Source organism: Rarobacter incanus, from assembly GCF_006715765.1.
GTDB lineage: Bacteria > Actinomycetota > Actinomycetes > Actinomycetales > Cellulomonadaceae > Rarobacter > Rarobacter incanus.
Genome location: NZ_VFNV01000001.1, coordinates 1 through 24,367 on the forward strand (window position 1 = coordinate 1; position 24,367 = coordinate 24,367).

Consider the following 24,367-nt stretch of genomic DNA (forward strand, 5'->3'; position numbering starts at 1 on the left):
GCCTCGGCGGTGGCCAGGGTCGATGCCCATTCGGCAAACGATTCATTGAGCCACAGGTCGTTCCACCACTTCATCGTCACCAGGTCGCCGAACCACATGTGGGCGAGCTCGTGCAGAATCGTCACGACCCTGCGTTCGCGGATCGCGTCGGTGACCTTGGAGCGGAACACGTAGGTTTCCGTGAACGTGACGCATCCCGCGTTTTCCATTGCCCCCATGTTGTATTCGGGCACGAAGAGCTGGTCGTACTTTTCGAACGGGTAGGGAACATCGAAGCGCGCCTCGTAGAACTCAAATCCCGCGCGCGTGATGTCCATGATGTAGTCGGCGTCGAGGTGCTTGGCCAGGGATTCGCGGCAAAAGACACCCAGCGCGATGGTGCGTCCGTCGCGGCTAGTGAGTTCGCCGCGCTCGACGTGGTAGGGGCCCGCGACCAATGCGGTGATGTACGTCGAAATCTTCTGGGTTGGCGCGAAGGCCCAGGTGGCGGTGCCGTCCGCGTGATCCTGCGGGTCGGGGGTGGGTGAATTCGATACGACCTGCCAGTTGCTCGGTGCCTTCACCGTGAAGGTGAAAGTCGCCTTGAGGTCGGGCTGCTCGAAGGTTGCGTACATGCGGCGCGCGTCGGGCACCTCGAACTGGGAGTACACGTACGCCTGGTCATCGACGGGGTCAACGAAGCGATGCAGTCCCTCGCCGGTGTTGGTGTAGCCGCAGTCTGCGACGACCCGCACGGTGTTGTGCGCGTGCAGGCCGCGCAGGGCGATACGCGAGTCCGCGAACGCCGCGGCTGGGTCGACGGGTTCCCCGTTGAGCTCAATCTCGCGCACGCGCGGGGCGACCAGGTCAAGGAAGGTTGCTTGCCCCGGGGTCGCATCGAACTCGATGACCGTGGTCGAGGTGAACGTTTTGGGCCCCACCGTGAGATCGAGCGAGACGTCATAGGTCTTGACGTCGACGACCTTGGCGCGTTCGATGGCTTCTGATCGGGTCAGGTTTTCCCCAGGCATTGTGCTCCTTGATGTGGCAGCGAAATGGGTCATCGGTTTAGTTCCCTCAATCAATCTTTCCATGCATTTGCGTGGGGTGCCTAAAAGTTTGCGCCACTTTCGCTCTCGGCGTGCATTAGCGTTGAGTCATGACTGAAACAACCCAAGCAGGCATCGCCGACTTCTGGTTCGACCCTTCGTGCCCGTGGGCGTGGATGACGTCACGATGGATGGACGAGGTCACCGCTGTTCGGCCGGTTACGGTCCGGTGGCACGTCATGTCGCTTGCGGTGCTCAATGAGGGGCGGGACCTGCCCGAAAAGTACCAAGAGCTGATGAAGCGCGCCTGGGGCCCGGTCAGAGTCGTTATCGCGGCGCAAGCGGGCCACGGCGACGGCATCGTCAAGCCCCTCTATGACGCGCTGGGAGAACGCATCCACCTGGCCGGGCGCACCGACTTCGACGCCGTGATCGCCGAAGCGCTTGACCAGGTGGGCCTGCCCGCGTCGCTCGCCGCCGCGGCGCACACAGACCGTTTTGATGAGGCGCTGCGTGCCTCGCACGGCAAGGCGATCGAGTTAGTCGGGGACGACGTGGGGACCCCCGTGGTGGCTTTCGGCGGCGTTGCGTTCTTTGGGCCCGTCGTAACTCCCACCCCGCACGGGGAAGCGGCCGGCCGGTTGTGGGACGGCTGCGTCCTGGTCGCCTCCACGCCGGGCTTCTACGAGCTCAAGCGTTCGCGGACTCAGGGCCCGATCTTCGACTGACCCGGCCGCGGTACCCGGTTGCGCGCCGTCACTTTGGCCACCGCCACAGCACCGCACCGCAGTGGTCGCGGATCGATGCCGCGCCCTCCCCGGTCGCATCAATGGAGGTTTCGATCCAACGGTTTTCGGTGGCCTGCGCTGCCCGGGAGCGGTACACGATGGTGGTGTTGGTGAGTTCCGTGGTTTGGGTGCGTGCCGTGTGGAGCCACGGGTTGCGGCGGCGAATGGCGATCAGATCCTGGTAGGCGCGGTGGGTCCTGGCCCCCAAATCCGAAAGCTGCGCGGGCGACTGCGGAAACGGCGGCCTGATATCGTCGTCGCCCCCCTCGCGTTCCTGCTTCAGCCCGGTGAATCCCTGCTCGTCCCCCGCGTAAAGTGATGGGACGCCACCTACCGTGAACAAAATGGCGGCGGCCAGCACCGCGCGCGACTGCCCGATCCGCGATGCTATCCGGGTCACGTCGTGGTTGCCCACGAACGTTTGCGGTACAAAGGTTTCGAGGAATTCGTTATGCCGGCCCAGCGTCCAATCCAACTCGAATAGGTTGCGTTCGAGCAGCGACGACCACACCGCCTTCCACAACTCGTATTGGGTCAAAGAGTCGGCTCCGGACCCGGCGATGAACGCCGCATAGTCGCCGTGAATCACCTCGCCGAGGAACCAGGCACGCGGGTGGGCTACGCGCACTCTCGCCAGCGCCCGCGCCCAAAAGGAAACCGGGACGGAGTAGGCGGCGTCCAAGCGCCATCCATCCGCGCCGCGGTCCAGCCAGTAGTTCATGACCGAAACGACGAAGTCGATCGTCCGCGCCGACTCGTGGTTCAAGCGAACCAGGGATCCGTGCCCCTCAAACACCGCCGCGCGCGGGCCCCCGGGCGCATCCCAGTCGATGTCGAACAACTGGGCCGCGGGTGAATTGCGGCCTGCGGCAAGAGCCTGAAGGAATAGGGGATGACGATCCCCGACGTGGCTGAAAACCCCGTCGAGCACCACGCGCAACCCGCGGGCGCGGCAGCAAGAAACCAGCCGCGCGAAATCCTCTTCATCACCAAGTCGTGCATCGATCGCGAAGTGATCCGTCGTGTCGTACCCGTGCGACTGCGATGAAAAGACGGGCCCCAGCAAGAGCCCCGAGGCGCCCAGCTCAACGGCGTAGTCAAGCCACGCATCGATGCGGGCGAGCCGGTGATGCGGTCCCGGGCCCTGGTCGGGAACGCGGATCGGCGCTCCGCAAAAACCCAGCGGGTACAACTGCCACCAGATCACGTGATCGGTCCAGCCCGTATCCGAGTGCATGAAGAAGCCTCCTGCCTCTTATACCTAAGACGCCCAAGGTGCGCGTGGGCGCTACCAGATCGTCACGCGCGCTGCGGGATCCAGGTACAGGGCATCGGTGGGGGACACGTCGAAAGCCTCGTAGAACGCATCGACGTTGCTGACAATGCCGTTGCACCGGAACTCGTTGGGCGAATGGGGATCGACGCTGATTCGTTGGACGAGGGCCTCGTCCCTGATCTTTTGTCGCCATACCTGCGCCCACGAAAGGAACACCCGCTGAGCGCCGCTCAATCCATCGATTACGGGTGCCGAGTCGAGCGACCCGCCCAGCGCGAGTTCATACGCGCGCAGGGCGATGGACAGCCCGCCCAGATCGCCAATGTTTTCCCCGATCGTCAGTCCACCGTTGACGTGCGGGCCGTCAGGACCCAACTGGCGCGGAACAAACGCATCGTATTGGGCAATCAGTGCCTTGGTGCGGGACTCGAATTCCGCGCGGTCATTCTCCGTCCACCAATCGACCAGCCGTCCCTGCCCGTCGTACCGCGAGCCCTGGTCATCGAAGCCGTGGCCGATCTCGTGGCCGATAACGGCCCCGATGCCACCGTAATTGGCTGCATCGTCGGCGTCGATGTCGAAGAACGGCGGTTGCAAAATGGCGGCGGGGAAGACTATCTCATTCATGCCCGGGTTGTAGTACGCGTTGACGGTCTGGGGCGTCATGAACCATTCGTCGCGGTTGATCGGTCCACCCAGCTTGCGCAGTTCGAAATCGAGGTCGAACAGGTTCGAGGCCCGCACATTCCCGACCAGGTCCGCGGCGTCGAACTCCAGTCCCGCATAGTCGCGCCACACTGCCGGGTAGCCGATCTTCGGGGTGAAGCTGTCAAGCTTCGCGAGCGCACGCTGGCGGGTTTCGGCGCCCATCCACTCCAGGTTCGTGATCGATCGGCGGTACGCCTCAATCAGGTTCGCGACCAACTCATCCATGCGTGCCTTGTGCGTCGCGGGGAAGTGGCGTTCGACGTACAGCCTCCCGACAACCTCGCCCAGCGCGCCTTCCACCAAGGAAACCCCGCGCTTCCAGCGGGTCCGCACCTCGGTTGCCCCCGTGAGGGTGCGCCCGTAGAAATCGAAGTTGAGGTCCACCGCGGCGCCGTGCAGGTACGGCGAATACTTGCGCAGCACGTGGAAGACGGCCCACGCCTTAATGGTCTCCAGTTTGGCCTGCTCCCACACCTGGCCCAGGCCGGTAAAGAAGCTCGGCTCGCGCACGATCAGGCGCGGGAAAGCGGTTTGCGGAATACCGACCGCGTGAGCCCACGCCGACCAGTCGAAACCGGGCGCCGAGACGACCAGGTCCCCGAGCGACATCGGGTTATAGGTCGCCTGCGCGTCGCGCTTGCGCACCGCATCCCAGTGGTGTGAAGCGACCTCAGTTTCGAAGTCAACGATCGCTGCGGCCGCGCTCGCGGCGGCGGGGACCACATCGCCCAAGGCAGCCCCCGCTTGGGTCAGCACCTTTTCGATGTGCGCGCGGTAGGCGGCCAGGGTCTGTGCGTGCTGTTCCTCGCGGTAGTACGCCTCGTCGGGAAGGCCCAAGCCGGCCTGCATCAGGTAGAGCGCGTATTCATCCGGGTTCACGCGGTCCGTGTCGACCCAGAACCCGGCGAGGGCGGGCCCCCCCGCGCGTTGCAGCCTCGCGAGGGTGACAAGGGCCTCGTCCTTAATTGTGCATGCGGATATCGCCTCCAGGTCGGCCCGCAGGGGTTCGTAACCGGCCGACTCCAAGGCTGCCTCGTCCATGAAGCTGCCGAACAGCGCGGCCACCTTGCGCAAGTTGGGATTCGAATCTTCGCTGGAAGCCCCCGTGATGATGTCCCGCACCTGCTCCTCGGCGCGGTCGGCGAGTTGCCGGAAGGGGCCGTCGGCGGCGCGATCGGCCGGGATTTCGTAGGCATCGATCCACGGGCCGTTCACGTGCCGGTACAGGTCGTCCTGGGGGCGGATGCGGGGGTCGAACTGGCCGGTTGCTATGCCGCTTCGCTGCTGGTTGGGTGTGGATGTCGACTCAGTCATAGCCACAAGCCTACGTGTCGATGCTGAACGGTGACGCGCGCGCTCAGTTGCGGTGCCCGGCCCGGTTCCGCAGTTTGCGCATCGATGGGGCAAAATGGTGGCCATGCGCGTTCACATTGCCACTGACCATGCCGGATTCGAGATCAAGGAGCAGCTTAAGGCCGACCTGGGTTCCGACGGGCACGACGTTGTCGATCACGGCGCATTCGTTTTCGATGCCGAAGACGACTATCCGTCGTTCTGCTTCGCCGCAGGCGAGGCCGTCGTGGGCGAGCCGGGGTCCTTGGGCATCGTTATCGGCGGGTCGGGCAACGGCGAGCAAATTGCGGCCAATAAGGTGCGCGGCGTGCGCGCGGGCTTGGCCTGGTCGATCGAGACGGCGCGGCTCGCTCGCCAACACAATGACGCGAACATCGTCGCGGTTGGTGCAAGGCAACACACCTATGCCGAAATCCTCGAAATGATCCGGGTCTTCTTGGCGGAGCCGTTCACCGGTCTTCCGCGGCACCAGCGCCGCATCGACGAGGTCGCCGCCTACGAGGCGTCGCGCTGACCATCGAATTTTCACCGACGAGTTCCCCGCCTCCCGCCCGGCTGTCCACTGTTGTGGCGCCCGGTCGCTGGTTTACCCTGCGGTCGGTCGGGTCCGGAGGAAGCGATGCCTGAGGGGCACACTGTTCACCGGCTCGCGCGAGTCATCACGGAGCTGTTTCGCGGGTCCGCGCCAATAGCTTCGAGCCCGCAGGGCCGGTTCGCGGGCGGCGCCGCGCTGATTTCCGGGCGCATGTGTGCGGGCGCGGAGGCGTACGGAAAGCAGCTATTCGTCGCTTTCGAGTCCGCCGATCCCTTGTTCATGCAGGTGCACTTGGGCCTTTACGGATCGTGGACGTTCGCCGGAGACGGCACGGTCGCCGTTTCGCACGCCATTGGTGCGCCGCGCAAACGGGTAGGGGAGAAGGACACGAACCTGCCCGCGGGGGTCGCCTTTCCGCCGCCGCCGCGCGGGCAGGTGCGCGTGCGATTGTTGGGGCAGCACGCCGTGGCGGATCTGACGGGGCCCGCGGTGTGCAAGGTCATCACTGATGCCGAGCGGCAAGCGGTGATCGCGCGACTGGGACCAGATCCCATCCGCCCCGACGCGGATCCGCGTCGGTTCTTTGCCGCGATCGACCGGCGGTCAACGCCTATTGCGGTTGCGCTGATGGATCAGTCGGTCATCGCCGGGGTTGGCAACATCTACCGGGCGGAATCGCTTTTTCGCGCCGGGCTGGACCCGCATACGCCAAGCCGGAAGGTCGCAGCGGCGAGGGTTCTCGCGCTGTGGTCAGATCTTGTCGAGACAATGCGCCGGGGCGCCGCGACGGGAACGATCGTGACGACGCACGATCGGGATTCGGCGGGCGGTCCGTTCTACGTCTACCGCCGCCAGGGCTTGCCCTGCCTGGTGTGCGGCAATGCGGTGCGGGCGGAGGAATTGGCGGGTCGAAAACTGTACTGGTGCCCCTCATGTCAACGGGGGTAGGGGCCAGTTCGACGCTGCCGATTTTGCCGTTGCGCTGCCGATTAGATCACGTATTCAACGAGGAGCGCCGGGTCTTCCAAAGGTTCACCGGCGGTTCGCCGTCTTGCCGCCCGCGTCTTAGCTGGCACGCCGATCGCTACGGTTCCGGCCGGGACGTCTTTGACGACCACAGCGTTCGCCCCGATCTGCGATCCGTCGCCGATCCACACCGGTCCAAGGATTTTCGCGCCCGAGCCAACAACTACGCAGTCGCCGAGGGTTGGGTGGCGCTTGCCGCGGGACATGGAGCGTCCGCCGAGCGTGACTCCGTGAAACAGGACAACATCGTCGCCGATTTGGGCTGTTTCTCCAATGACAACGCCCATGCCGTGGTCGATGAACAGCCGACGTCCGATACGTGCACCGGGGTGGATCTCCACGCCGGTCAGCGTGCGGTTGAGCTGAGATACCAATCTGCCGACGAGCCTGCCCCCGGGCCGGCGCCACAGCGCGTGCGCGACGCGGTGCCCCCACACGGCGTGCAGGCCCGGGTATGACAGCACGATTTCCGCGGTAGTCCGGGCCGCGGGGTCCCCGCGTCGCACGGCATCAACATCCTCGCGGATCGTTTCCAGGATGCGTCCCAATCGGCTCATGCAAGCGGTTCCTTCTGCGGTGTTCTGGCGAGACTGGGCGTGGTGCCCGGGAAAGTGGCTAAGGCGCGGTTCGCGGTGCGACCATTGTGGGGCCGCGCCGCGAACCGCGCCAAACAGCTGCGCTAACAGGTGAGATCAGTCGGACAGGCCTTCGAATAGCGGGGTCGACAGGTAGCGCTCGCCGAAGTCGGGGACGATCACGACGACGTTCTTTCCCGCATTCTCGGGCCGGGCGGCAACATCCAGCCCGGCGCGGATCGCCGCGCCGGAGGAGATGCCAACCAGCAGCCCCTCGGCTGCCGCGGTCTGCTTGGCCGTATCGATTGCGACCTGGGAAGGAACCGCGATGACCTCGTCATAAATGTTGGTGTCAAGCACCTCTGGAACGAAGTTGGCACCAATCCCCTGGATCTTGTGCGGCCCGGCCTGTCCCTCGCTGAGCAGCGGAGATTCTGCGGGCTCCACCGCGACGATCTTGATGTCCGGGTTGTGTGCTTTGAGGGCCTCGCCCGCACCGGTGATGGTCCCGCCGGTGCCGATGCCTGCGACCAGGATATCGACCTTGCCGTCGGTGTCGTTCCAAATCTCTTCACCGGTCGTCTTGCGGTGGATCGCGGGGTTGGCGGGGTTGGCGAACTGGCTTGCCAGGATCGCGCCGGGGCGTTCGGAAGCAACCTTTTCTGCTGCCGCCACAGCGCCCTTCATGCCCTCCGATGCGGGAGTGAGGATCAACTCGGCGCCGAAGGCGCGCAACAGGGCACGGCGTTCCTTCGACATGGATTCGGGCATGGTGATCACGACGTTGTAGCCGCGGGCGGCCCCGACCCATGCCAGGGCGATCCCGGTGTTGCCGGAGGTTCCTTCGACAATCGTTCCGCCGGGCTTCAGGGCCCCTGATTCCTCCGCCGCATCGACGATCGCGACACCGATGCGGTCCTTGACCGAGTTGGCTGGGTTGTAGAACTCGAGCTTCGCAAGGACGTTGGCGTCGATGCCATCGGCTAGCTTGTTGAGGCGAACAAGTGGAGTGTTGCCGACCAATTCCGTTGCGTTGTCGAAAATGCGAGACATGTGTGGTTTCTCCTCGTGAGGTGTGTGCATGCAGAGGTACTGTGCGCGTGTGCCCGAATGGCTTTGCGGGGTGTGTGGGCGAGCGGCCGTGTCGCTCGGTTGCGGTGGTGCCGCAGGCATCAACAACAGCGACAACATGCGCGGGCAGTGAGGCAAGTGCCTGCCATCTGCGTGCGCACGATTCGAACTCCTGTGTTGGCTTGTGAGGAGGCGCTCCTTGGTTTGCGCCTTCGTCGATCATACGCGCTAGGTGCCGACGTAGCGCTATACGACGTCGCGATTCGTCTCACGATGTGGAACGGGGCCTACCTTACGATCATTGCCACCCACAGCAGCGTGGAGGCGGCGAGGCAAGCGGCGATGAAAACCCGAAGGAACTGGAACCAGTCGAAGCGGCCCTGTTTGCCGTCGTGCCCGCCATCGCCGCGCCCGGGGCGGCTCACGCGTCCGGTTCTCTTGGCGGCCCTGATGTCCGCGCGAATCGCGCGCCTATCGCGATGGGACAGTCCGCGGGGCCCGTTTTGTCCGCCGGGGAGCTGCTTGCGCGAATCGCGAACCTTGTATTCTTCGGGCTCGTGAGAGCCTGTCCCGCCCATGCGGTTCGAAACCCAGGGATCCAGTGGCGCCATGAAACCATTGTGACAGTTCTTTATGGATAGGTACCAAAGAGTGCAGGATGCTTGCGTCCGCCGACCGCCTTGCGGCCGCGATTCGTGCGGAAGCTCGCCGGGTCGGCCCGGGTTTGCGTGGAGCGGACGACGGGAATCGAACCCGCGTAATCAGTTTGGAAGACTGAGGCTCTACCATTGAGCTACGTCCGCAGGGCGCACTTTGGCGGTGCGTCCGCGTAGAACTATACCAATATGGGGCCCCGTTGCAGAATCGTTGCGATGGTGGGCGTTCGTGTAGGACGGGTTTCGTGGAGCGCTGCCGGGCGCCGCGTTTGGACTACTGACGATTCGCCATCCTTGGCTTCGCACGGCTACACTTGCCAGCGGTCGCGGTTCGGGCAAATGCCCTGAGCGAGCGGGGTGTGGCGCAGGTTGGTAGCGCGTCCGCTTTGGGAGCGGAAGGTCGCAGGTTCAAATCCTGTCACCCCGACAAATAGGAGGTCTGGCGTTTGCCGGTCGACCAGCGCGCGCTCTGGCCGGTTGAGTCGAGCGCGATGCGGTCGTAACGATCCCGCGCGCCTTGTCATTGATCTCGATACGCGCCTGCGGCGCACTCGATCGGCGGGGGGCGGCGCACTCGGTCAGCGGGGGGCGGCGCACTCGATCAGCGGGGGGCGGCGCACTCGATCAGCGGGGGGCGGCGCACTCGATCAGCGGGGGGCGGCGCACTCGATCAGCGGGGGGCGGCGCACTCGATCAGCGGGGGGCGGCGCACTCTATCAGCGCGCCCGCGGCCACTTGCTCAGCGGCTCGACCGAATACCCCGCCGCCCGCAAAGAGCGATACAAAGTTTTCACACTGAAGCCTCACAGGAACGACCTGGGTCGGTGCCCCCTAATGGATATCAACAGGAATCCACCGACGTTAGGAACCGGCCATGGCTACCCTCACCATGATCGCTGCAGACATAGTTGCGATCACCGTTTTGACATTCGCGATGTACTTCCGCCGCCACCGCAGGCGCGATCTGGTGGTCGCGTTCCTGGGCGTCAATATCGGCGTCTTGGCCGTCGCGATCGAACTGGGCCAAACGTCAGTCGGAATGGGTCTGGGCCTTGGCCTGTTCGGAGTCCTGTCAATCATCCGGCTGCGCTCGACGGAGATATCGCAACGCGAGGTCGCCTACTATTTTTCGGCCCTCGCGCTCGGCCTGATCGCGGGCTTGACCACCGCGGTCAATCCGGTCACGCTCGCACTCATGGCGGCGATAGTCGCGGTCATGTGGATCGGGGACAGCCCGAAGATGTTGCGCGGATACCGTTCGCAGGTCGTCGTCCTCGACCATGTTTACTCGGGCAGGACCCGCATCGCGGCGGCACTCGAAGAGCTGCTCGACGCGGACATTGAGGACTTCACGGTGCAAAAGACCGACACGGTCAACGATTCAATGATTGTCGAAGTGCGATACCGCACCAGGCCCGAACCCGCACGGGGAAGCCTAAGCGATCCCGAGGAAGCGGCGCTGGCGCGCCTGGCCGGGAGGCCGGGGGAGGTGGCACGGTGAACTCGTCCATAATTTCCGATTTGGCCAAGGACCTTCCCCTCATCGGGCTGGATCAATTGCCGCCCGAGGCCGCACTACTGTCCAGGATCGACCGCAAGTACGTGATGGAACACGATCGCGCGATCGACCTTCTAAGAGCAGCGCAGCGGCGAGCGAACCAGCAGGCGGCAACCTACGGTTCAATCGTCGCCGGCGCGCAGGCGATCGCGCGATATCAGTCGCTCTATTTCGACACGCAAGATCGCGCGAGTTACCAGGGTGCCGCCGCCCGACGCAGGCGCCGTTTCAAGGTGCGCACGCGATCGTACCTGGATACCGGCACCAGCTTCCTCGAGGTGAAGACCAGGCAAAATCGCGCCGGGTCGGTCAAAACCAGGATCCCCATCGCCTTTGCCCCCGGCATGCACCAACTCACCGCCGTCGAACGCAACTTTGTCGATGAGCGCCTGCAGGACGCTCGGATCACGGCCACGGATGTGGGTGCGCTGGCGCCGGTCATCTCGACGCGCTACGACCGATTGAGCCTTTTGCAGCCGGACGGAGCCAGCCGCGTCACCATCGACACCGACTTGCAGTGGGGGGCGGGCGGCCAGATCACGACGGCCGGCGGGTTGGTAGTTGTCGAAACGAAATCCACAACGGGACGCAGCGAGTTCGACAGGCTCCTGTGGGAACGCAGGATCAGGCCCACGAAAATATCGAAGTTTGGCACCGGATGCGCACTGATGTGGCCGGAACTGCCGGGAAATGCTTGGGCTCGCGTCGTGCGGACCATCAACGGAGGGAAATGAAAATGGCTACGAAACTGAAGAAGACACGCAGGCGCGTCGGTATTGCGGCGGGTGCCGCAGCGGCGCTGATCGCGCTGGCCGCGTGCGGATCGGGAACCAGCGGGACCACCAATGCTGCGACGTCAACGCCCGCAGCCCAAACCGTCGCGGCGGGCCAAACGGCCGCGGAACTGATCGCTGCGAACGCGGATGTGAACGTCGTTGATTCTTCTGCCTGGGACGGGGCAACGCCAACGGAAGTGTCCTTGTCGGGGACGAATGCCACGGTTACCGGCGACAACGCCACCTCAGTTTCCACCTCGTCTGACGGGGTCACAACGATCAGCGCCGCTGGCGTGTACCGGCTTGGCGGGGACTCTTCCGGTCGCGTTGTGATCGATGCGCGGGACGAGGCCACCGTCATCCTGATCCTGGACAACGTCACAATCGACACCGACTTGGGCCCAGCTATTCAGGTTGATTCCGCTGACGCGGTTGCACTGGTGACCGCGGCAAATTCGCAAAACACCCTCAGCGACGCTTCGTCGTACGAAGAGGACGCGGATGCTAACGCGGCGGTCTATTCGCAGGCGGATCTGACGATCGCCGGAACCGGCGAACTGACTGTCAACGGGCGCGGGAATGATGGCATTTCGTCGCGCGACGATCTGGTGATCGCTTCGGGGACGCTCACGGTCACGGCGGCCGATGATGCGCTGGTGGGCAAGGACGCGGTGAAGATCGTTGACGGGACCATCACGCTCAATGCCACAGGCGATGGCATCAAATCGAGTCAGGACGAGGACGATACCAAGGGATTTGTCTGGCTGGCCGGTGGCTCGGTGAGTGTGACAGCCGGAGACGATGGCGTGCAAGCGGCCACGGATGTGGCGGTCACCGGCGGCACGTATTCCGTCGCGGCCACCGACGATGGCATGCACGCGGACGTCGCCTTGAGCGTCGACGACGGGACGATCGACATAGCCAAATCCGAAGAGGGGCTTGAGGGGTTCGCGGTCACCCTGGGCGGCGGCGCCACATCGGTTGTCTCAAGTGACGACGGAATCAATGCGGCGGGCGACGCCCCGGGCACCGAAACCGATAGCACGGACGAGGCCACCGACGAATCTACAAACGCCTCTTCAGACCCCGGCAGCGCGAGCTATTCCGATGTGTCCGCGCAGACCGTAGCAACCGAGGACTCCACCGGTGATTCCGCGAGTCAGCAGGCAACCGCCGATTCGTCGAACGGGCAGGTGCAGGCGGACGGGCAGGCGCAGGCGGACGGGCAGACGCCGGCAAATGGGCAAGGCGATGGCACGCCGCCTGCGGGGAGCGGCTCCGACAATGGCGCCGGCGGGGGGCAAGGCGGGCCCGGCGGTGGACCTGGTGGCGGCGGCGGTGATGAAGCGGACGGCGGACAGTCCTTGACCATCACCGGCGGAACTATCACCCTGCAAGTCGGCGGCGATGGGCTCGATTCGAACGGGTCCTTGAACATCACCGGGGGGACAACCACGATTTCGGGCCCGGCTGGTTCCGGGAACGGGGCACTCGACGCCAATGGTGATTTCACGGTGTCGGGTGGGACTCTGGTTGCCGCATGGTCCGGCGACATGTCGATCAGTCCGACGGGACAGGCGTTCGTGCAAATCTCGCTCGATTCGCAACAGGCCGCCGGATCCGAGATCGAGATAGTGGACGAGGCCGCCGCCACCGTTGCCTCCGTCACCCCGACGGAGGCTGTGAAGGCCGTATTCGTGTCGACCCCGGACATTGCGTCTGGGACGACGTATACGGCAAAGGTCGGTGACACCACTGTGGGTAGCGCATCCGCGTAAGCCATCGGTCGACCGCGTAATCGACCCCCGGTTTCGCGGCTGTTGGCCGATAGGGCACCGGCGCCGCAGGCGCGCAACGTGATCCGTGCAAGTTGCTGGCGGGATCGCGCTGCGCGCCTGTTCTTTGTTGCGCAGGCACCCTGGTAATTACGTGCGGCGGACCGGCCCACGACGCAAACTTGGTCGTGGTCTGCAATTTCCAGAAATGGATAGGGGAGAAAGTCCATTGATCTTGCTCATGATGCATGAAAAGCTGCCCGCGTGGAATCGGTAGTTGAGCACGAGCTGCGAGGGCGCATCATCGAGGAGGTTTTGTCGAATGCTGGTGCGAACGGCGGATTTCTACACCGTGATGAATTACTGAATTTCAGCGTCGACGGCCGCAAGTTCCCGCTCATCGACTTTTCACGTGGAATCCGCAACCCACGTGACTTTGCGTCAACATTTTCGGTTGTGCAGTCCGTCCACGGACCCTACGAAGATCTTGAATCCGAAGACGGGCTATTGCATTACGCATACGAGAAGGGGGATCCGTGGGGCGGATCGAACGTCAAGCTCCGCAATGCAATTGAAACCGGGGTCCCGCTTGTCTTGTTTCGGAAAGAGACCGTCGGGATCTACACGCCGATCGCTCCGGTGTACGTTGTGGACGAGTACCCAGAGGATCGTGTCTTTGTGATCGCGCTTGATGAGGCATTCCGTTTCATGGGCGACGTGCGGCAACTCACGCCACCCCAGCGGGACTATGCGCGGCGGTTGGCGAAGGTTCGGTTGCACCAGCCCGCCTTCCGGACGCGCGTTCTCACCGCATACCGCATTCGCTGCGCGATCTGCTCCCTTGCTCATGGATCGTTGCTCGATGCAGCCCATATAATCCCGGATTCTGAACCTGATGGGTCACCGACAGTTTCAAATGGCCTGGCGCTATGCAAGATCCATCATGCCGCTTACGACCAGGATCTCATTGGGGTATCTCCCGATCTACGCGTAGTTGTCGATGCCGAACTGTTAGCGGAGCGGGATGGGCCAATGCTCCTTCATGGTCTTCAGGAAATGCACGGCCGTTTGCTGACGACGCCTAGTAGATCGGTTCACCACCCTGACCGCGAAAAACTCGAATGGCGGTACAAACGATTCCTATCCTTTGCGTAGTTGGGAGGTACCGAGTCCTTAACATTGTCGGATGCGTGCCTACGGGGCGCACTTCGATAGCGAAATATCTTCCACAGGTTGCCCGCGCGGCGGGCCCGGGGCGCGGGCAACCTGACAGAATCGGTTTATGGAAGGCATCCTCGCGGCAGACTCGGGCCTCGTTCTTGGCATAGATGGTTTAGCGCGCCCTGGCTGGGCGGCGACCGACCCGCTCATGCGCGACTATTACGACCGTGAATGGGGAAACCCCGTGCGCGACGAGGCCGGCCTCTTCGAAAGACTATCCCTGGAGGTCTTTCAATCCGGGTTGGCATGGGCGACTATTCTGCGAAAGCGTGAGGCATTTCGCTCCGCGTTCCGCGGGTTCGCGCCCGACGCTGTGGCGGGGTTCGACGACCGCGACGTGGACCGCCTGCTTGCGGACTCGTCGATCGTGCGCAACCGCCGCAAGATAGAGGCGACAATAGCGAATGCACAGGCGACCGTGGCGTTGCGTGCGGAGGGCGGGTTATCGGCACTCATCTGGGGATTCGCTTCGCCGCAGCGGTACACGCCCCGCTCCGTGACGGAAATCCCCACCGAATCCCCGGAATCGGTGGCGCTCGCGAAGCAATTGCGTGACCACGGTTTCAGGCATGTTGGTCCCGTCACGATGTTCGCGCTCATGGAGGCGGTGGGCGTCGTAAATACCCACGTCGTTGGCTCGCATCGGCGCGCTTGCTGAAGCAGGCGCGAATCCGGTCCTTGGCGGTCCGCTTGCTGGGGTGAATCGTGGATACGTGTGTGGGACCATGGTGCGGTGCCAAATCGAGTGAGGGTTCCCAGGTGGTTGCTGTGGGTTGCCTTCATTGGTGCGGTCGCGGTCCAGCTCTATGGCTTGTACGCGCCTGACGCCCCGGGGCCCGACGCGGGAATACCCCATTTCGACAAGGTCGGTCACTTCTCGATTTTCGCCGCGGTCGCTGTTACGGGGACATGGCTCTGCTTCAGTTCCTGGTGGCTGGGTCTGGCATTGGTCATCCACGCGGGAGCCTCGGAAGTGCTCCAGACAGCTTTTCTTCCTCACCGCGCCGGGGATCCGGCGGACTTCGTAACGGACCTCATCGGCATCGCTGTCGGACTATGGGTGGGTCACCTCACCCGAAGAATGGTCGCCCCGCGCACCTCAGACTGCTAGCGCGGGGGCGCACGTCGTTGTGGCAATGCGACTCGGCGACGCCTTGCGGAGGTGGGGGGATTTTCGCGGGTTGTTCTCTCGGGTTGTTCTCGCGCGGTGCTTTCGTAGGGCGTTCTGTGGGGCCTTCTGTGGGGCGTTCCTCGAGAGCCTCCGCGCCGATACCAAGGTGTCTCGGACCACACCCCCACGGCCGCCCGCTTGGCAGCCGAATCGAAGAAAACGGACGCGTCCATGGGCGACGACGCTCATCGGCCGGAGCATGTGTATTAGACTGTTGTGGTTGCGCCTGTATCGATGCAAAATTCAGTGAAATTCGCCGGAGCGAACATCGAAACGCGGTGCCACAGGCAATCCATCATCCATAGCGCCGGTCGCGGCGCGTCAACCCGTTGGAGTACACCGAAGTGAAGAGCGCTGTCGAAACCCTTGAACCCACCAAGGTCAAGTTGACCGTTGAGGTCACCTACGACGAGCTCAAGCCGAGCATCGACGAGGCGTACAAGGTCATTGGCAACCAGATCCAGGTTCCCGGTTTCCGCAAGGGAAAGGTGCCCGCGCGCATCATTGACCAGCGCATCGGCCGCGGTGCGGTACTTGAGCAGGCCATCAATGAGTCGCTGGGCGGCTTCTACGGGGAAGCGGCACGCGACGCGAAGCTGCGTCCGCTGGGTCGCCCGGACGTGGAAATCACCCGCGTACCCGACACCGATGACCCCACCGGAGAACTCCACTTCACGGCCGAGGTCGAGGTTCGCCCCGAAATCGAACTTCCCGAGCTAGAGACGATCACCGTCACGGTCGGCGATATCGAGGTTGCCGACGAGGACGTCGAGCAGCGACTAACCTCGCTGCGCGAGCGCTTCGGCAGCCTAGTGGGAACCGATCGCCCGGCCGCCGACGGCGACTTTGTTGTCATCGACTTGGAAGCCAAGACCGATGACGAGGTCCTTGACACGGTCAAGGGTGTCAGCTACCAGATCGGCTCCAACACGATGCTTGACGGTCTAGATGAGGCGCTGGACGGGCTGTCTGCCGGCGAATCGACAACGTTCGAATCGTCGTTGGTTGCGGGCGAGCACGCTGGCGCTTCCACGCAGATCACGGTGACGGTTGAGCAGGTCAAGGAGCGCCAGCTCCCCGAGGCTGACGACGACTTTGCCCAACTCGCGAGCGAGTTCGACACCCTTGCCGAACTGCGCGATGACTTGCGCGAGCAGATCGCCGAGCAGAAGAAGCAGGGACGAGCAACCGAGGCGCGCGACCTGCTGCTCGAAGAATTCAAGGGCATCGAGGTTCCGTTGCCGCAGGGAGTCATCGACGCGGAGGTCAACAATCACCTCGAGGGCGAGGGACGCCTTGAGGACGACGAGCACCGTGCCGAGGTGACCAAGGAAGTCAGCGAGGGCTTGCGCAACCAGATCGTTCTCGACACGCTGGCCGAAAAGCTCGCGGTCAAGGTTGGCCAGGGCGAATTGATCGAATTCTTGCTGAACGCGGCGCGTCAATATGGGCAGGACCCCAACGAGTTCATCAAGAACATTGACCAATCGGGCCAGATCCCCGCGGTCGTCGCCGAGGTTGCTCGATCGAAGGGTGTAGTTCTTGCCCTCCGCGAGATCAAGGTCGTCGATGGTGCGGGAGAGGCCGTGGATCTGTCCGAGTACCTGGTTGTTCCGGAGGACGGCGAGGGCGACGACGAAGACGAAGCCGAGACCACCGAAGACTGACGCATACGCACGTTTCGAGGGACGCTTTCACGAAATGCCGTGAAAGCGTCCCTTTTGCGTCATCCATGTCCAATGGTCACCGCGGCAAATGGGTGCGCCGTCAGCGAAACAAGGTGCGAAAGTGCGCATTCGGTCTCGTGATCGCGCTAGTGTCTCAGCGTGGGCCGAACTTCGGCCGCTATGACAGGCCCGGACCATCCGGGGTCCGAACGTGTGAGGAGAAGGCGTGAGCGATTTTGTGCCTGAGGCAGCCCGAGGCGAAGCCGGTGGGTTCGGTCTCAACGACAGTATTTACAACAGGTTGCTCAAGGAGCGCATCATTTGGCTCGGCTCGGAGGTTCGTGACGAGAACGCAAACGCGATTTGCGCCCAGTTGATGCTGCTCGCAGCGGAGGACCCCGAAAAGGACATCTACCTGTACATCAATTCGCCGGGCGGATCGATTACCGCCGGTATGGCGATCTACGACACCATGCAGTTCATCAAGCCCGATGTGGCCACGGTCGCCATGGGCCTCGCCGCTTCGATGGGACAGTTCCTCCTCTCGTCGGGCGCTCCGGGCAAGCGGTATGCCACCCCGCACGCGCGGATCATGATGCACCAGCCCTCCGGCGGCGTTGCAGGCACCGCCACCGACGTTCGCATCAATGCGAAGCTGATCATGCACATGAAGCAGGTGCTCTCCGAACTGACGGCGGAACAAACCGGGCAGTCGCTCGAGAAGATTCTTGCCGACAACGATCGTGACAATTGGTTCACGGCCCAGGAGGCCCTGGAATACGGCTTCATCGACCAGGTTGTGGAAACTTCGCAAGCCGTCGCCGGTGGCGGCGGAACCGCCCAGTCCTGACCAATCGCCCATCTCTTAAAGGAGTAAAACGTGAGTATCGAATCACAGTATCGAGAGACTGCAAGGCGATTGGCCGGCGACGGGGGATTGATGACACCGTCAGCGCGCTACATCCTGCCGCAGTTCGAAGAACGCACGGCCTACGGAGTCAAGCACCTCGACCCGTACACCAAGCTCTTCGAAGACCGCATCATTTTCCTCGGGGTCCAGGTTGACGACGCATCCGCGGATGACGTCATGGCGCAGATGCTCGTCTTGGAGAGCCAGGACCCGGATCTCGACATCAAGATGTACATCAATTCGCCTGGCGGTTCTTTCACCGCAATGACCGCGATCTACGACACGATGCAGTTCGTCAAGTCCCGGATTCAAACAGTCTGCCTTGGGCAGGCGGCCAGCGCCGCATCCGTGCTGCTCGCCGCCGGGCACCCCGGCCTGCGACTCGCTTTGCCGAACGCGCGCGTGCTGATTCACCAACCCGCGATCTACGAGGGCTCGTACGCGCAGGCGACTGACATCGAGATTCAGGCGAACGAATTGGACCGGATGCGCAGCTGGCTGGAGTCAACGCTTGCCGCGCACACCGGGCAGGATATCGAGCAGGTTCGCAAGGACATCGAGCGCGACAAGATCTTGTCGGCTCAGCAGGCCAAGGAGTACGGCCTGGTCGATCAGGTCCTGGAGAGCCGCAAACCCATTGCCGTCTCGCTCTGATCAAGGTTGCCCCGTTTTCGGGGCGGCATGCTGACTTTCGCTGCGAGTTAGTGTGCAATGGGTAGACCAGATGAGTGGATTGATCCCCGCGTTTGATCGGTCGGGGCAACGGTGGACGCCGTTTCCCCGACCGGCGGCATTGGAAGGAAAGTGATGACTCGAGTTTCGGACGGCTCGGACTTGCTGAAGTGCTCTTTTTGCGGAAAGACGCAAAAGCAGGTCAAGCGCCTGATAGCGGGTCCGGGCGTCTACATCTGCGACGAATGCATCGAGTTGTGCAACGAAATCGTCGAAGAAGAACTCAACACCGACTCCGCCACGCAGGACTTGGAGCTACCAAAACCGCAAGAGATCTTCGCTTTCCTGGAAGAGTTCATTGTTGGCCAAGAATCGGCGAAGAAGGCACTCTCCGTCGCCGTCTACAACCACTACAAGCGAGTGCGAGCAGAAAGCGCGGCGCGGGGCGTGGGCGATGAACCCCCCGTAGAGATCGCGAAGTCGAATATCTTGCTGCTAGGCCCAACCGGCACCGGCAAAACCTATCTGGCTCAAACCTTGGCAAAGCTCCTCAACGTTCCCTTCGCGATCGCGGACGCGACTGCGCTGACCGAAGCCGGATACGTCGGCGAGGACGTTGAGAACATCCTCCTCAAGCTGCTGCAGGCCGCTGATTTTGACGTCGAACGCGCCCAGCGAGGCATCATCTACATCGACGAGATCGACAAGATCGCGCGCAAGGCCGAGAACCCATCAATCACCAGGGACGTGTCCGGCGAAGGCGTTCAACAGGCGCTTCTCAAGATCATCGAGGGAACCGTGGCATCGGTGCCGCCGCAGGGCGGACGTAAGCACCCCCACCAGGAGTTCATTCAGATAGACACCTCGGGCGTGCTGTTCATATGCGCCGGCGCATTTGCGGGCCTTGAGGACATAGTCGCACAGCGCGCACGCAAGCGGGGAATCGGCTTCGGCGCCCCGCTGGTATCCAAGGACGAGGGCGATCTTTTCGCGGAGGTGAAACCCGAGGACCTGCACAAATTCGGGCTGATCCCCGAATTCATCGGTCGACTCCCCGTCGTTGCCAATGTCGCAAAGCTGGACCGCTCGGCCCTCATTGCCATCCTGACGGTGCCACGTAACGCCCTGGTGCGGCAATACCAAAAGATGTTCGAGCTCGACGGCGTCGAACTGGAATTCACCGACGACGCGGTCGGCGCGATCGCGGACCAGGCGCTCGAACGGGGCACTGGCGCGCGCGGACTGCGGTCGATCATGGAAGACGTATTGCAGCAGGTCATGTTCGAGGTTCCGAGCCGCGATGATGTCGAGAAGGTCGTTGTCACGGAGCAGACCGTAGCCGACCGCTCGTATCCGACGATAGTGCTGCGCACCCGCAAGCGCGCTCATCAAGAAAAGACAGCCTGACCGGCTCGTCGATTTACCCCCTCGGGGCGGGGGCCGGCTTCTTGGGTTCTAGTGATCGTTGCAGCACCTGCCCGACCGGAAGGTTCCCGGGCAGATGGAATCCAAGGAATACCAAGGCGTTTTCTACGCCACTGTGAGGCAAGCGCAAGCCGCACGATAGGCGCGCAGAAGTCACTGGTCCCTCACCGCTGCTCCCAAGAAATGCCGTCGGCGAATAATAGGCGCCGCCAACGAGTCAAACCGGTTTGATTCCTGCTATGCTCGATCACGACACGGTTACCCGGGGAGCGGGAGTGTCGCAAGAGGCGCGCGACGATGCGGGCTAATGGTACGGACGCGATGGAGCGGTGTAGTGCGTGCGAGACGTGTGATTTCAACAATAGTCGTGACAATTCTGGCGGTGGGAGCGGCAATGACGCCCAGTGCCCACGCGTCCTCATCGGTGCAGGCATCATCGTGGAGCATCGACGGTTTCACGACCAATCCAAGTCCCAGCTTCGGCGACTTCTCGTGGCAGGATCGGGCGAAGGCGTTCGACGATTTTGCATACGACTGGACCGATCGAGGCGTCTACTCGACCATCCGGACCGACTCGACGGCACTGAACATGCCGGCCGGGGAAACCACCTACAAGATGCCCGCCTACTACGGTGATCAGCGCGTCCAGAGCGCCGGCCCCAACGGTGGGGACGGTTACCAAGAATCGGTGACCCAGCTCGCCTCCGTCATCAGCGCGACGCTGGTCGGCATCGACAAGTCCGATCAAGCCTGCGACCAACCGGGCAATGCGGCGAAGCGCTGCGACTACGTGCGCATGCTGCAGACCTTTTTCCGAGGTGCTTCAACCCAGGTGGCTGGGAACACTCCGATCGCAGGCGGCGATGGTGTGCCCGGGACGCTAGACGGGTGGTATCAATTCCTCCCCAACGTGCTCTACTCGATGGTCGGCGAGCAGTACCCCGACTCGCAGAACATGGATGCGATCCAACGATCCATCGCGAATAAGTTCTACGACATGGTCGTGGAACGAGGCTCCGCCAACGCAAATTTCAACATGTGGGACTACGACTTTGTCGCAATGAAACCGTACTTGAAAGGTAACTCGTCGGCCGACAACAAGTCGCAGGCGGCGGAACTGGCCGTTGCCACCGCGTTCGTGCTGGTCAATGCGCACGAACGATTCGGTGACCAGAAGTACCTGACCGCTGCCAAATGGGCCATGGACGCCATCGAGCGATCACAGGTCAATACGTACTACGAGGTCATGACGTTGCTGCAACCGTACATGGCGGCCCGGATGAACGCCCTGTACGGGACCCATTACGACGTCGCCAAGGGATTCCGCTGGCTCATGGAGGGCTCGGCGGTGCGCGGCAATTGGGGCACGCTCGGGTCGCGGACGGGGCAGGACACCGTGTGGGGAGGAAAGACGGTTTCCGGGCTGCAAGGCAGCCTATCGGATAAGGGACCCGGCGACGGCACCGACAGGGAGAGCGGATACGTCTTCGCGATGAACTCCTTCGCGAGCCCGTGGTTCGCCGCGACGGCGAAGTACGACACGCAGTACGCCAATCTCGTTGGAAAGTGGTTGCTCAACGTCAACAGCGCCGCACGCTTCTTCTTTGCCGACCAACTCGCCGCGAGCGAACAATACTACGGCGCGGACTTCATAGACGGCTCATCTACGGGCGGGGCGGGCTCGGCAACCGGTTGGGACAAGGACGACCGGGCCGCGGCGATCGCGTACGAATCCCTACAGTCTTACCCTAACAAGGGAATCCGGGCGCTCTCTGATGTGCCGGAACGATCGGGCAACTGGGGGGTCGGATCCGCAGCAAAGGGCCTCGGTATGTACGGGTCAGCCTGGATCGGCTTCATGTCCGTCATCCACCCAACGAACGTGTCGAATGTGCTGCGGATCGACCTTAACAAGCTGGATACGTACGGGGAGACAACCTACCCGACGTCCTTGATTTATAACCCGACATCGACTCCGCAGCAGATCGAGGTGCCGGTTCAAGGCAAGGGCAAGGACCTGTACGACTCCATAACCGGCAAGGTCGTGGCACCGGGCGTCGACACAACGGCCCGCGTGCAAGTGCCGGCAGGGAACTCAGTAGTCCTCGTCGAAATCCCGAGCACGGCGACGGTGGCCTCGTCGGGGATTATGACACTGGCAGATGGCGCGCCGATCGCATACGACGTCGCCGACACCGGCAACATCGCTGAGCACAAGGCGGTAACCACCATCCCCGCCAGTGCCGCGGCAAGCGCGCTGGTCGATGGCGACCGATCCACCGCATGGAAGAGTGCGGGGGGAATCGAAGCGAGCGCCGTGGTGGACACCGGGTCCGTGCGCGGGCTGGGACGCGTGACCCTAGCCTGGGGTAGTACACACCCGCGAACCGTTGCGATCGCGACTTCGACGGACGGGTTCACGTGGACCGAACCGCAATCGTATGCCTCGTTGGGCGGCACCGAGACCATCACTTTGGCGGCCCGCGATGCCCGCTACGTGCGAGTCGCGGTGAGCGACGACGCGTTCGAACTGGGGGAGATCGGGGTGTCTATAGCCGATGTGGCCCGCGGTGCGCGGGTGAGCGTGGCGGGGACGGCGGGAGCCGGCGTCAATGCCGCTCAGTACATCACGGATGGTTCACGCGGGACGCGCTGGGAGTCGCGTACGTCCGATGATCAGTGGGCGGTGGTCGACCTCGGCTCGCGGCAGGCCCTCGGCGCGGTCAACATCGACTGGGAGGGCGCCTACGGGAAGGATTACTCGATCGAGACGTCTATCGATGGGGTCAACTGGTCGGTGGCGGCCGTCGAGGTGGGCAATAGCTCGGCGGGCGTGCGCACCACCTCGTTGGCGCCGGGCAGCAGCGGACGATACGTCAGGTGGGCTGGCACGAAGCGGGGCACCTCCTGGGCCTATTCGATGTGGTCGCTTGAGGTTTACGGCCGCGAAGGGGTCACCCGCGTGGGGCAGGCGTACTTCCCCGCTGGACAGGTCGTAGCGGGCAGCGAGTTCACCGTGACCGGGGCCGGATACGACCCGGGGGAGGCCGTGCGGATCTCCGTTGGCGGCGTGCTATCCACGCAGGTCACGGCGGACGGCAATGGCGGATTCGCGGCCACGCTCACGGCACCTGCGGAGGCTGGTGACAAGGAAATTGCCGCATTAGGGACGAGTTCCGGGTCCTCCACCGCCGGCTCGATCCACATCGTTGCGGCGCCCGTGGAGCCGGGCGATCCCGGCGACCCCGGCGACCCCGGAACGCCCGGCGCTACCACGACGACCGTTAAGGTGTCCGCGGGCACGATCGAGGCCGACGGCCAGGACGGGTCGGTGCTGGTGAGCGTGAGCGGGACGGGCGACACGATCCCGGTTGGGCAGGCAGGCGTGTCCATCGACGGCGCTGCATCGCAGGTTAGTGAAATCCGCGAGGACGGAACAGCGCGGTTCACGATTCCCGCCACTCTTTCGGTAGGCAGCCACCGAATCGTCGCCACCTTCACCCCCAGCGACGACGAAGCTTGGCAACCGTCCCAGAGCGCGGCCGCCACGGTTGTGGTCGTGAAGGCAAACGCGACCCTTTCCGTCAGCACGGGGACCGCGTGGGTCGGTGAGGCCTTGACCGCGACCGTGCGCGTGAGCACAACGAGCGCCTGGACCCGAGGTCGCGTGTGGGTGACCGCGTCGTCCGGGGGTGGAACCTGGGTGAGCGTCGGGAGGTCTAAGACGGCGGTCGTGCGGTTGCCCGCCCCGCGGCGCGCCGGAAAGATCACTGTCAGCGCCGTGCTACCGGTGCAAGATCGCATGGCGCAGGCCTCGGCCGTGGCGAGCACGCACGCGGCCAAGGCGCGCGCGAAGGTCACGGCGAAGGCGTCCAAGAAGCGGGTCAAGTGGGGGGCGAAAGTGCGCATCCGCGTGCGAGTCACGTCCAAGGTCACGCTGCAACGGGCGGGCACCGTCACGATCTCGGTCAATGGCAAGAAGGCAGCGCGAATCCGCGTGCAGGCCAATGGCAAGGCGACGGCGACGATCCGCATCCGGGAAAAGACACGCGTCGCAAAGATCCGCGCCGCATACAGCGGGTCGGCGAACGTGCAGGCGGCGAAATCGCGGACGACGAAAGTCAAGGTGCGAAAGGGCTAGCCAAGAACAGCAGGGCATCCGATCGAGATCGGAAA

The 24,367-nt window shown here is 63.5% G+C and carries 20 protein-coding genes and 2 tRNA genes; 15 read left to right on the plus strand and 7 right to left on the minus strand.

From position 1 onward, the window contains the following. The coding region (locus FB389_RS00005) for a M1 family metallopeptidase (RefSeq protein ID WP_246043442.1) at nt 1-1,010 on the minus strand (1,010 nt) is incomplete at its 3' end. A 128-nt stretch (nt 1,011-1,138) separates the two neighbouring features. Here FB389_RS00005 and FB389_RS00010 point away from each other — a divergent pair. Further along, nucleotides 1,139-1,756: a mycothiol-dependent nitroreductase Rv2466c family protein gene (locus FB389_RS00010; RefSeq protein WP_142110796.1), complete on the plus strand. Its 618-nt coding sequence runs from the start codon at nt 1,139-1,141 to the stop codon at nt 1,754-1,756. 28 nt (nt 1,757-1,784) lie between these two features. Here FB389_RS00010 and FB389_RS00015 read toward each other — a convergent pair whose 3' ends face one another. Next, entirely contained in the window at nt 1,785-3,053 is a 1,269-nt protein-coding gene (locus FB389_RS00015) for an alpha-amylase family protein (RefSeq protein WP_142110797.1), read from the minus strand. 51 nt (nt 3,054-3,104) lie between these two features. Next, nucleotides 3,105-5,114: a M13 family metallopeptidase gene (locus FB389_RS00020; RefSeq protein WP_142110798.1), complete on the minus strand. Its 2,010-nt coding sequence runs from the start codon at nt 5,112-5,114 to the stop codon at nt 3,105-3,107. Nucleotides 5,115-5,217: 103 nt separating this feature from the next. Between FB389_RS00020 and FB389_RS00025 the strand changes: the two genes are divergently transcribed. Both FB389_RS00025 and FB389_RS00030 read left to right on the plus strand, forming a co-directional pair. Continuing rightward, entirely contained in the window at nt 5,218-5,667 is a 450-nt protein-coding gene (locus tag FB389_RS00025; RefSeq protein ID WP_142110799.1) for a ribose-5-phosphate isomerase, read from the plus strand. Nucleotides 5,668-5,772: 105 nt separating this feature from the next. Further along, the gene (locus FB389_RS00030; protein WP_142110800.1) at nt 5,773-6,636 is read left to right on the plus strand and encodes an Fpg/Nei family DNA glycosylase; all 864 of its coding nucleotides are present in this window, start codon (nt 5,773-5,775) and stop codon (nt 6,634-6,636) included. Between the two features lie 41 nt (nt 6,637-6,677). On the opposite strand, the gene epsC is transcribed toward FB389_RS00030, so the two are convergent. The 4 genes from epsC to FB389_RS00050 all read right to left on the minus strand — a co-directional run bounded on the left by epsC (nt 6,678) and on the right by FB389_RS00050 (nt 9,163). Next, entirely contained in the window at nt 6,678-7,271 is a 594-nt protein-coding gene (gene epsC / locus FB389_RS00035; protein ID WP_142110801.1) for a serine O-acetyltransferase EpsC, read from the minus strand. Nucleotides 7,272-7,406: 135 nt separating this feature from the next. Beyond that, nucleotides 7,407-8,342: a cysteine synthase A gene (gene cysK, locus FB389_RS00040; RefSeq protein ID WP_142110802.1), complete on the minus strand. Its 936-nt coding sequence runs from the start codon at nt 8,340-8,342 to the stop codon at nt 7,407-7,409. A gap of 305 nt (nt 8,343-8,647) precedes the next feature. Further along, the gene (locus FB389_RS00045) at nt 8,648-8,971 is read right to left on the minus strand and encodes a hypothetical protein (protein WP_142110803.1); all 324 of its coding nucleotides are present in this window, start codon (nt 8,969-8,971) and stop codon (nt 8,648-8,650) included. Between the two features lie 118 nt (nt 8,972-9,089). Next, nucleotides 9,090-9,163 (minus strand) — tRNA-Gly (locus FB389_RS00050). Between the two features lie 206 nt (nt 9,164-9,369). Between FB389_RS00050 and FB389_RS00055 the strand changes: the two genes are divergently transcribed. The 12 genes from FB389_RS00055 (at nt 9,370) to FB389_RS00110 (ending at nt 24,332) form a co-directional block, all read left to right on the plus strand. Then, nucleotides 9,370-9,443, plus strand: a tRNA-Pro gene (locus FB389_RS00055). Between the two features lie 447 nt (nt 9,444-9,890). Next, nucleotides 9,891-10,517, plus strand: coding sequence for a DUF4956 domain-containing protein (locus FB389_RS00060; protein ID WP_142110804.1), 627 nt, complete (start codon nt 9,891-9,893; stop codon nt 10,515-10,517). Beyond that, entirely contained in the window at nt 10,514-11,308 is a 795-nt protein-coding gene (locus tag FB389_RS00065; protein ID WP_142110805.1) for a polyphosphate polymerase domain-containing protein, read from the plus strand. Before FB389_RS00060 ends, FB389_RS00065 begins: the two co-directional genes overlap by 4 nt. 2 nt (nt 11,309-11,310) lie before the next feature. Further along, nucleotides 11,311-13,128: a carbohydrate-binding domain-containing protein gene (locus tag FB389_RS00070; RefSeq protein ID WP_170207797.1), complete on the plus strand. Its 1,818-nt coding sequence runs from the start codon at nt 11,311-11,313 to the stop codon at nt 13,126-13,128. 261 nt (nt 13,129-13,389) lie between these two features. After that, complete coding sequence (locus FB389_RS00075) at nt 13,390-14,280, plus strand: HNH endonuclease (protein ID WP_142110807.1); 891 nt, start codon at nt 13,390-13,392, stop codon at nt 14,278-14,280. A 127-nt stretch (nt 14,281-14,407) separates the two neighbouring features. Next, nucleotides 14,408-15,004 (plus strand): DNA-3-methyladenine glycosylase I, encoded by a 597-nt coding sequence (locus FB389_RS00080; protein WP_142110808.1) that lies wholly within the window; start codon nt 14,408-14,410, stop codon nt 15,002-15,004. Between the two features lie 87 nt (nt 15,005-15,091). Beyond that, the gene (locus FB389_RS00085) at nt 15,092-15,457 is read left to right on the plus strand and encodes a VanZ family protein (RefSeq protein ID WP_211344922.1); all 366 of its coding nucleotides are present in this window, start codon (nt 15,092-15,094) and stop codon (nt 15,455-15,457) included. A 404-nt stretch (nt 15,458-15,861) separates the two neighbouring features. Then, nucleotides 15,862-17,184 carry a trigger factor gene (gene tig, locus FB389_RS00090; protein WP_142110810.1) on the plus strand — a complete coding sequence of 441 codons (1,323 nt, stop codon included), beginning with the start codon at nt 15,862-15,864 and terminating at the stop codon, nt 17,182-17,184. A 226-nt stretch (nt 17,185-17,410) separates the two neighbouring features. After that, nucleotides 17,411-18,034: an ATP-dependent Clp protease proteolytic subunit gene (locus FB389_RS00095; protein ID WP_142110811.1), complete on the plus strand. Its 624-nt coding sequence runs from the start codon at nt 17,411-17,413 to the stop codon at nt 18,032-18,034. 30 nt (nt 18,035-18,064) lie between these two features. Then, nucleotides 18,065-18,748 (plus strand): ATP-dependent Clp protease proteolytic subunit, encoded by a 684-nt coding sequence (locus FB389_RS00100; protein ID WP_281282006.1) that lies wholly within the window; start codon nt 18,065-18,067, stop codon nt 18,746-18,748. Between the two features lie 153 nt (nt 18,749-18,901). Then, nucleotides 18,902-20,173, plus strand: a complete 1,272-nt coding sequence (clpX, locus tag FB389_RS00105; protein WP_142110812.1) for an ATP-dependent Clp protease ATP-binding subunit ClpX — start codon at nt 18,902-18,904, stop codon at nt 20,171-20,173. A 385-nt stretch (nt 20,174-20,558) separates the two neighbouring features. Then, nucleotides 20,559-24,332, plus strand: a complete 3,774-nt coding sequence (locus FB389_RS00110) for a discoidin domain-containing protein (protein WP_170207798.1) — start codon at nt 20,559-20,561, stop codon at nt 24,330-24,332. Nucleotides 24,333-24,367 lie beyond the last annotated feature (35 nt).

Coding starts and splice junctions, on each gene's coding strand:
- FB389_RS00010 (WP_142110796.1), top strand. CDS start 1,139: ATGACTGAAACAACCCAAGCAGGCATCGCCGACTTCTGGTTCGACCCT.
- FB389_RS00015 (WP_142110797.1), bottom strand. CDS start 3,053: ATGCACTCGGATACGGGCTGGACCGATCACGTGATCTGGTGGCAGTTG.
- FB389_RS00020 (WP_142110798.1), bottom strand. CDS start 5,114: ATGACTGAGTCGACATCCACACCCAACCAGCAGCGAAGCGGCATAGCA.
- FB389_RS00025 (WP_142110799.1), top strand. CDS start 5,218: ATGCGCGTTCACATTGCCACTGACCATGCCGGATTCGAGATCAAGGAG.
- FB389_RS00030 (WP_142110800.1), top strand. CDS start 5,773: ATGCCTGAGGGGCACACTGTTCACCGGCTCGCGCGAGTCATCACGGAG.
- epsC (WP_142110801.1), bottom strand. CDS start 7,271: ATGAGCCGATTGGGACGCATCCTGGAAACGATCCGCGAGGATGTTGAT.
- cysK (WP_142110802.1), bottom strand. CDS start 8,342: ATGTCTCGCATTTTCGACAACGCAACGGAATTGGTCGGCAACACTCCA.
- FB389_RS00045 (WP_142110803.1), bottom strand. CDS start 8,971: ATGGCGCCACTGGATCCCTGGGTTTCGAACCGCATGGGCGGGACAGGC.
- FB389_RS00060 (WP_142110804.1), top strand. CDS start 9,891: ATGGCTACCCTCACCATGATCGCTGCAGACATAGTTGCGATCACCGTT.
- FB389_RS00070 (WP_170207797.1), top strand. CDS start 11,311: ATGGCTACGAAACTGAAGAAGACACGCAGGCGCGTCGGTATTGCGGCG.
- FB389_RS00080 (WP_142110808.1), top strand. CDS start 14,408: ATGGAAGGCATCCTCGCGGCAGACTCGGGCCTCGTTCTTGGCATAGAT.
- clpX (WP_142110812.1), top strand. CDS start 18,902: ATGACTCGAGTTTCGGACGGCTCGGACTTGCTGAAGTGCTCTTTTTGC.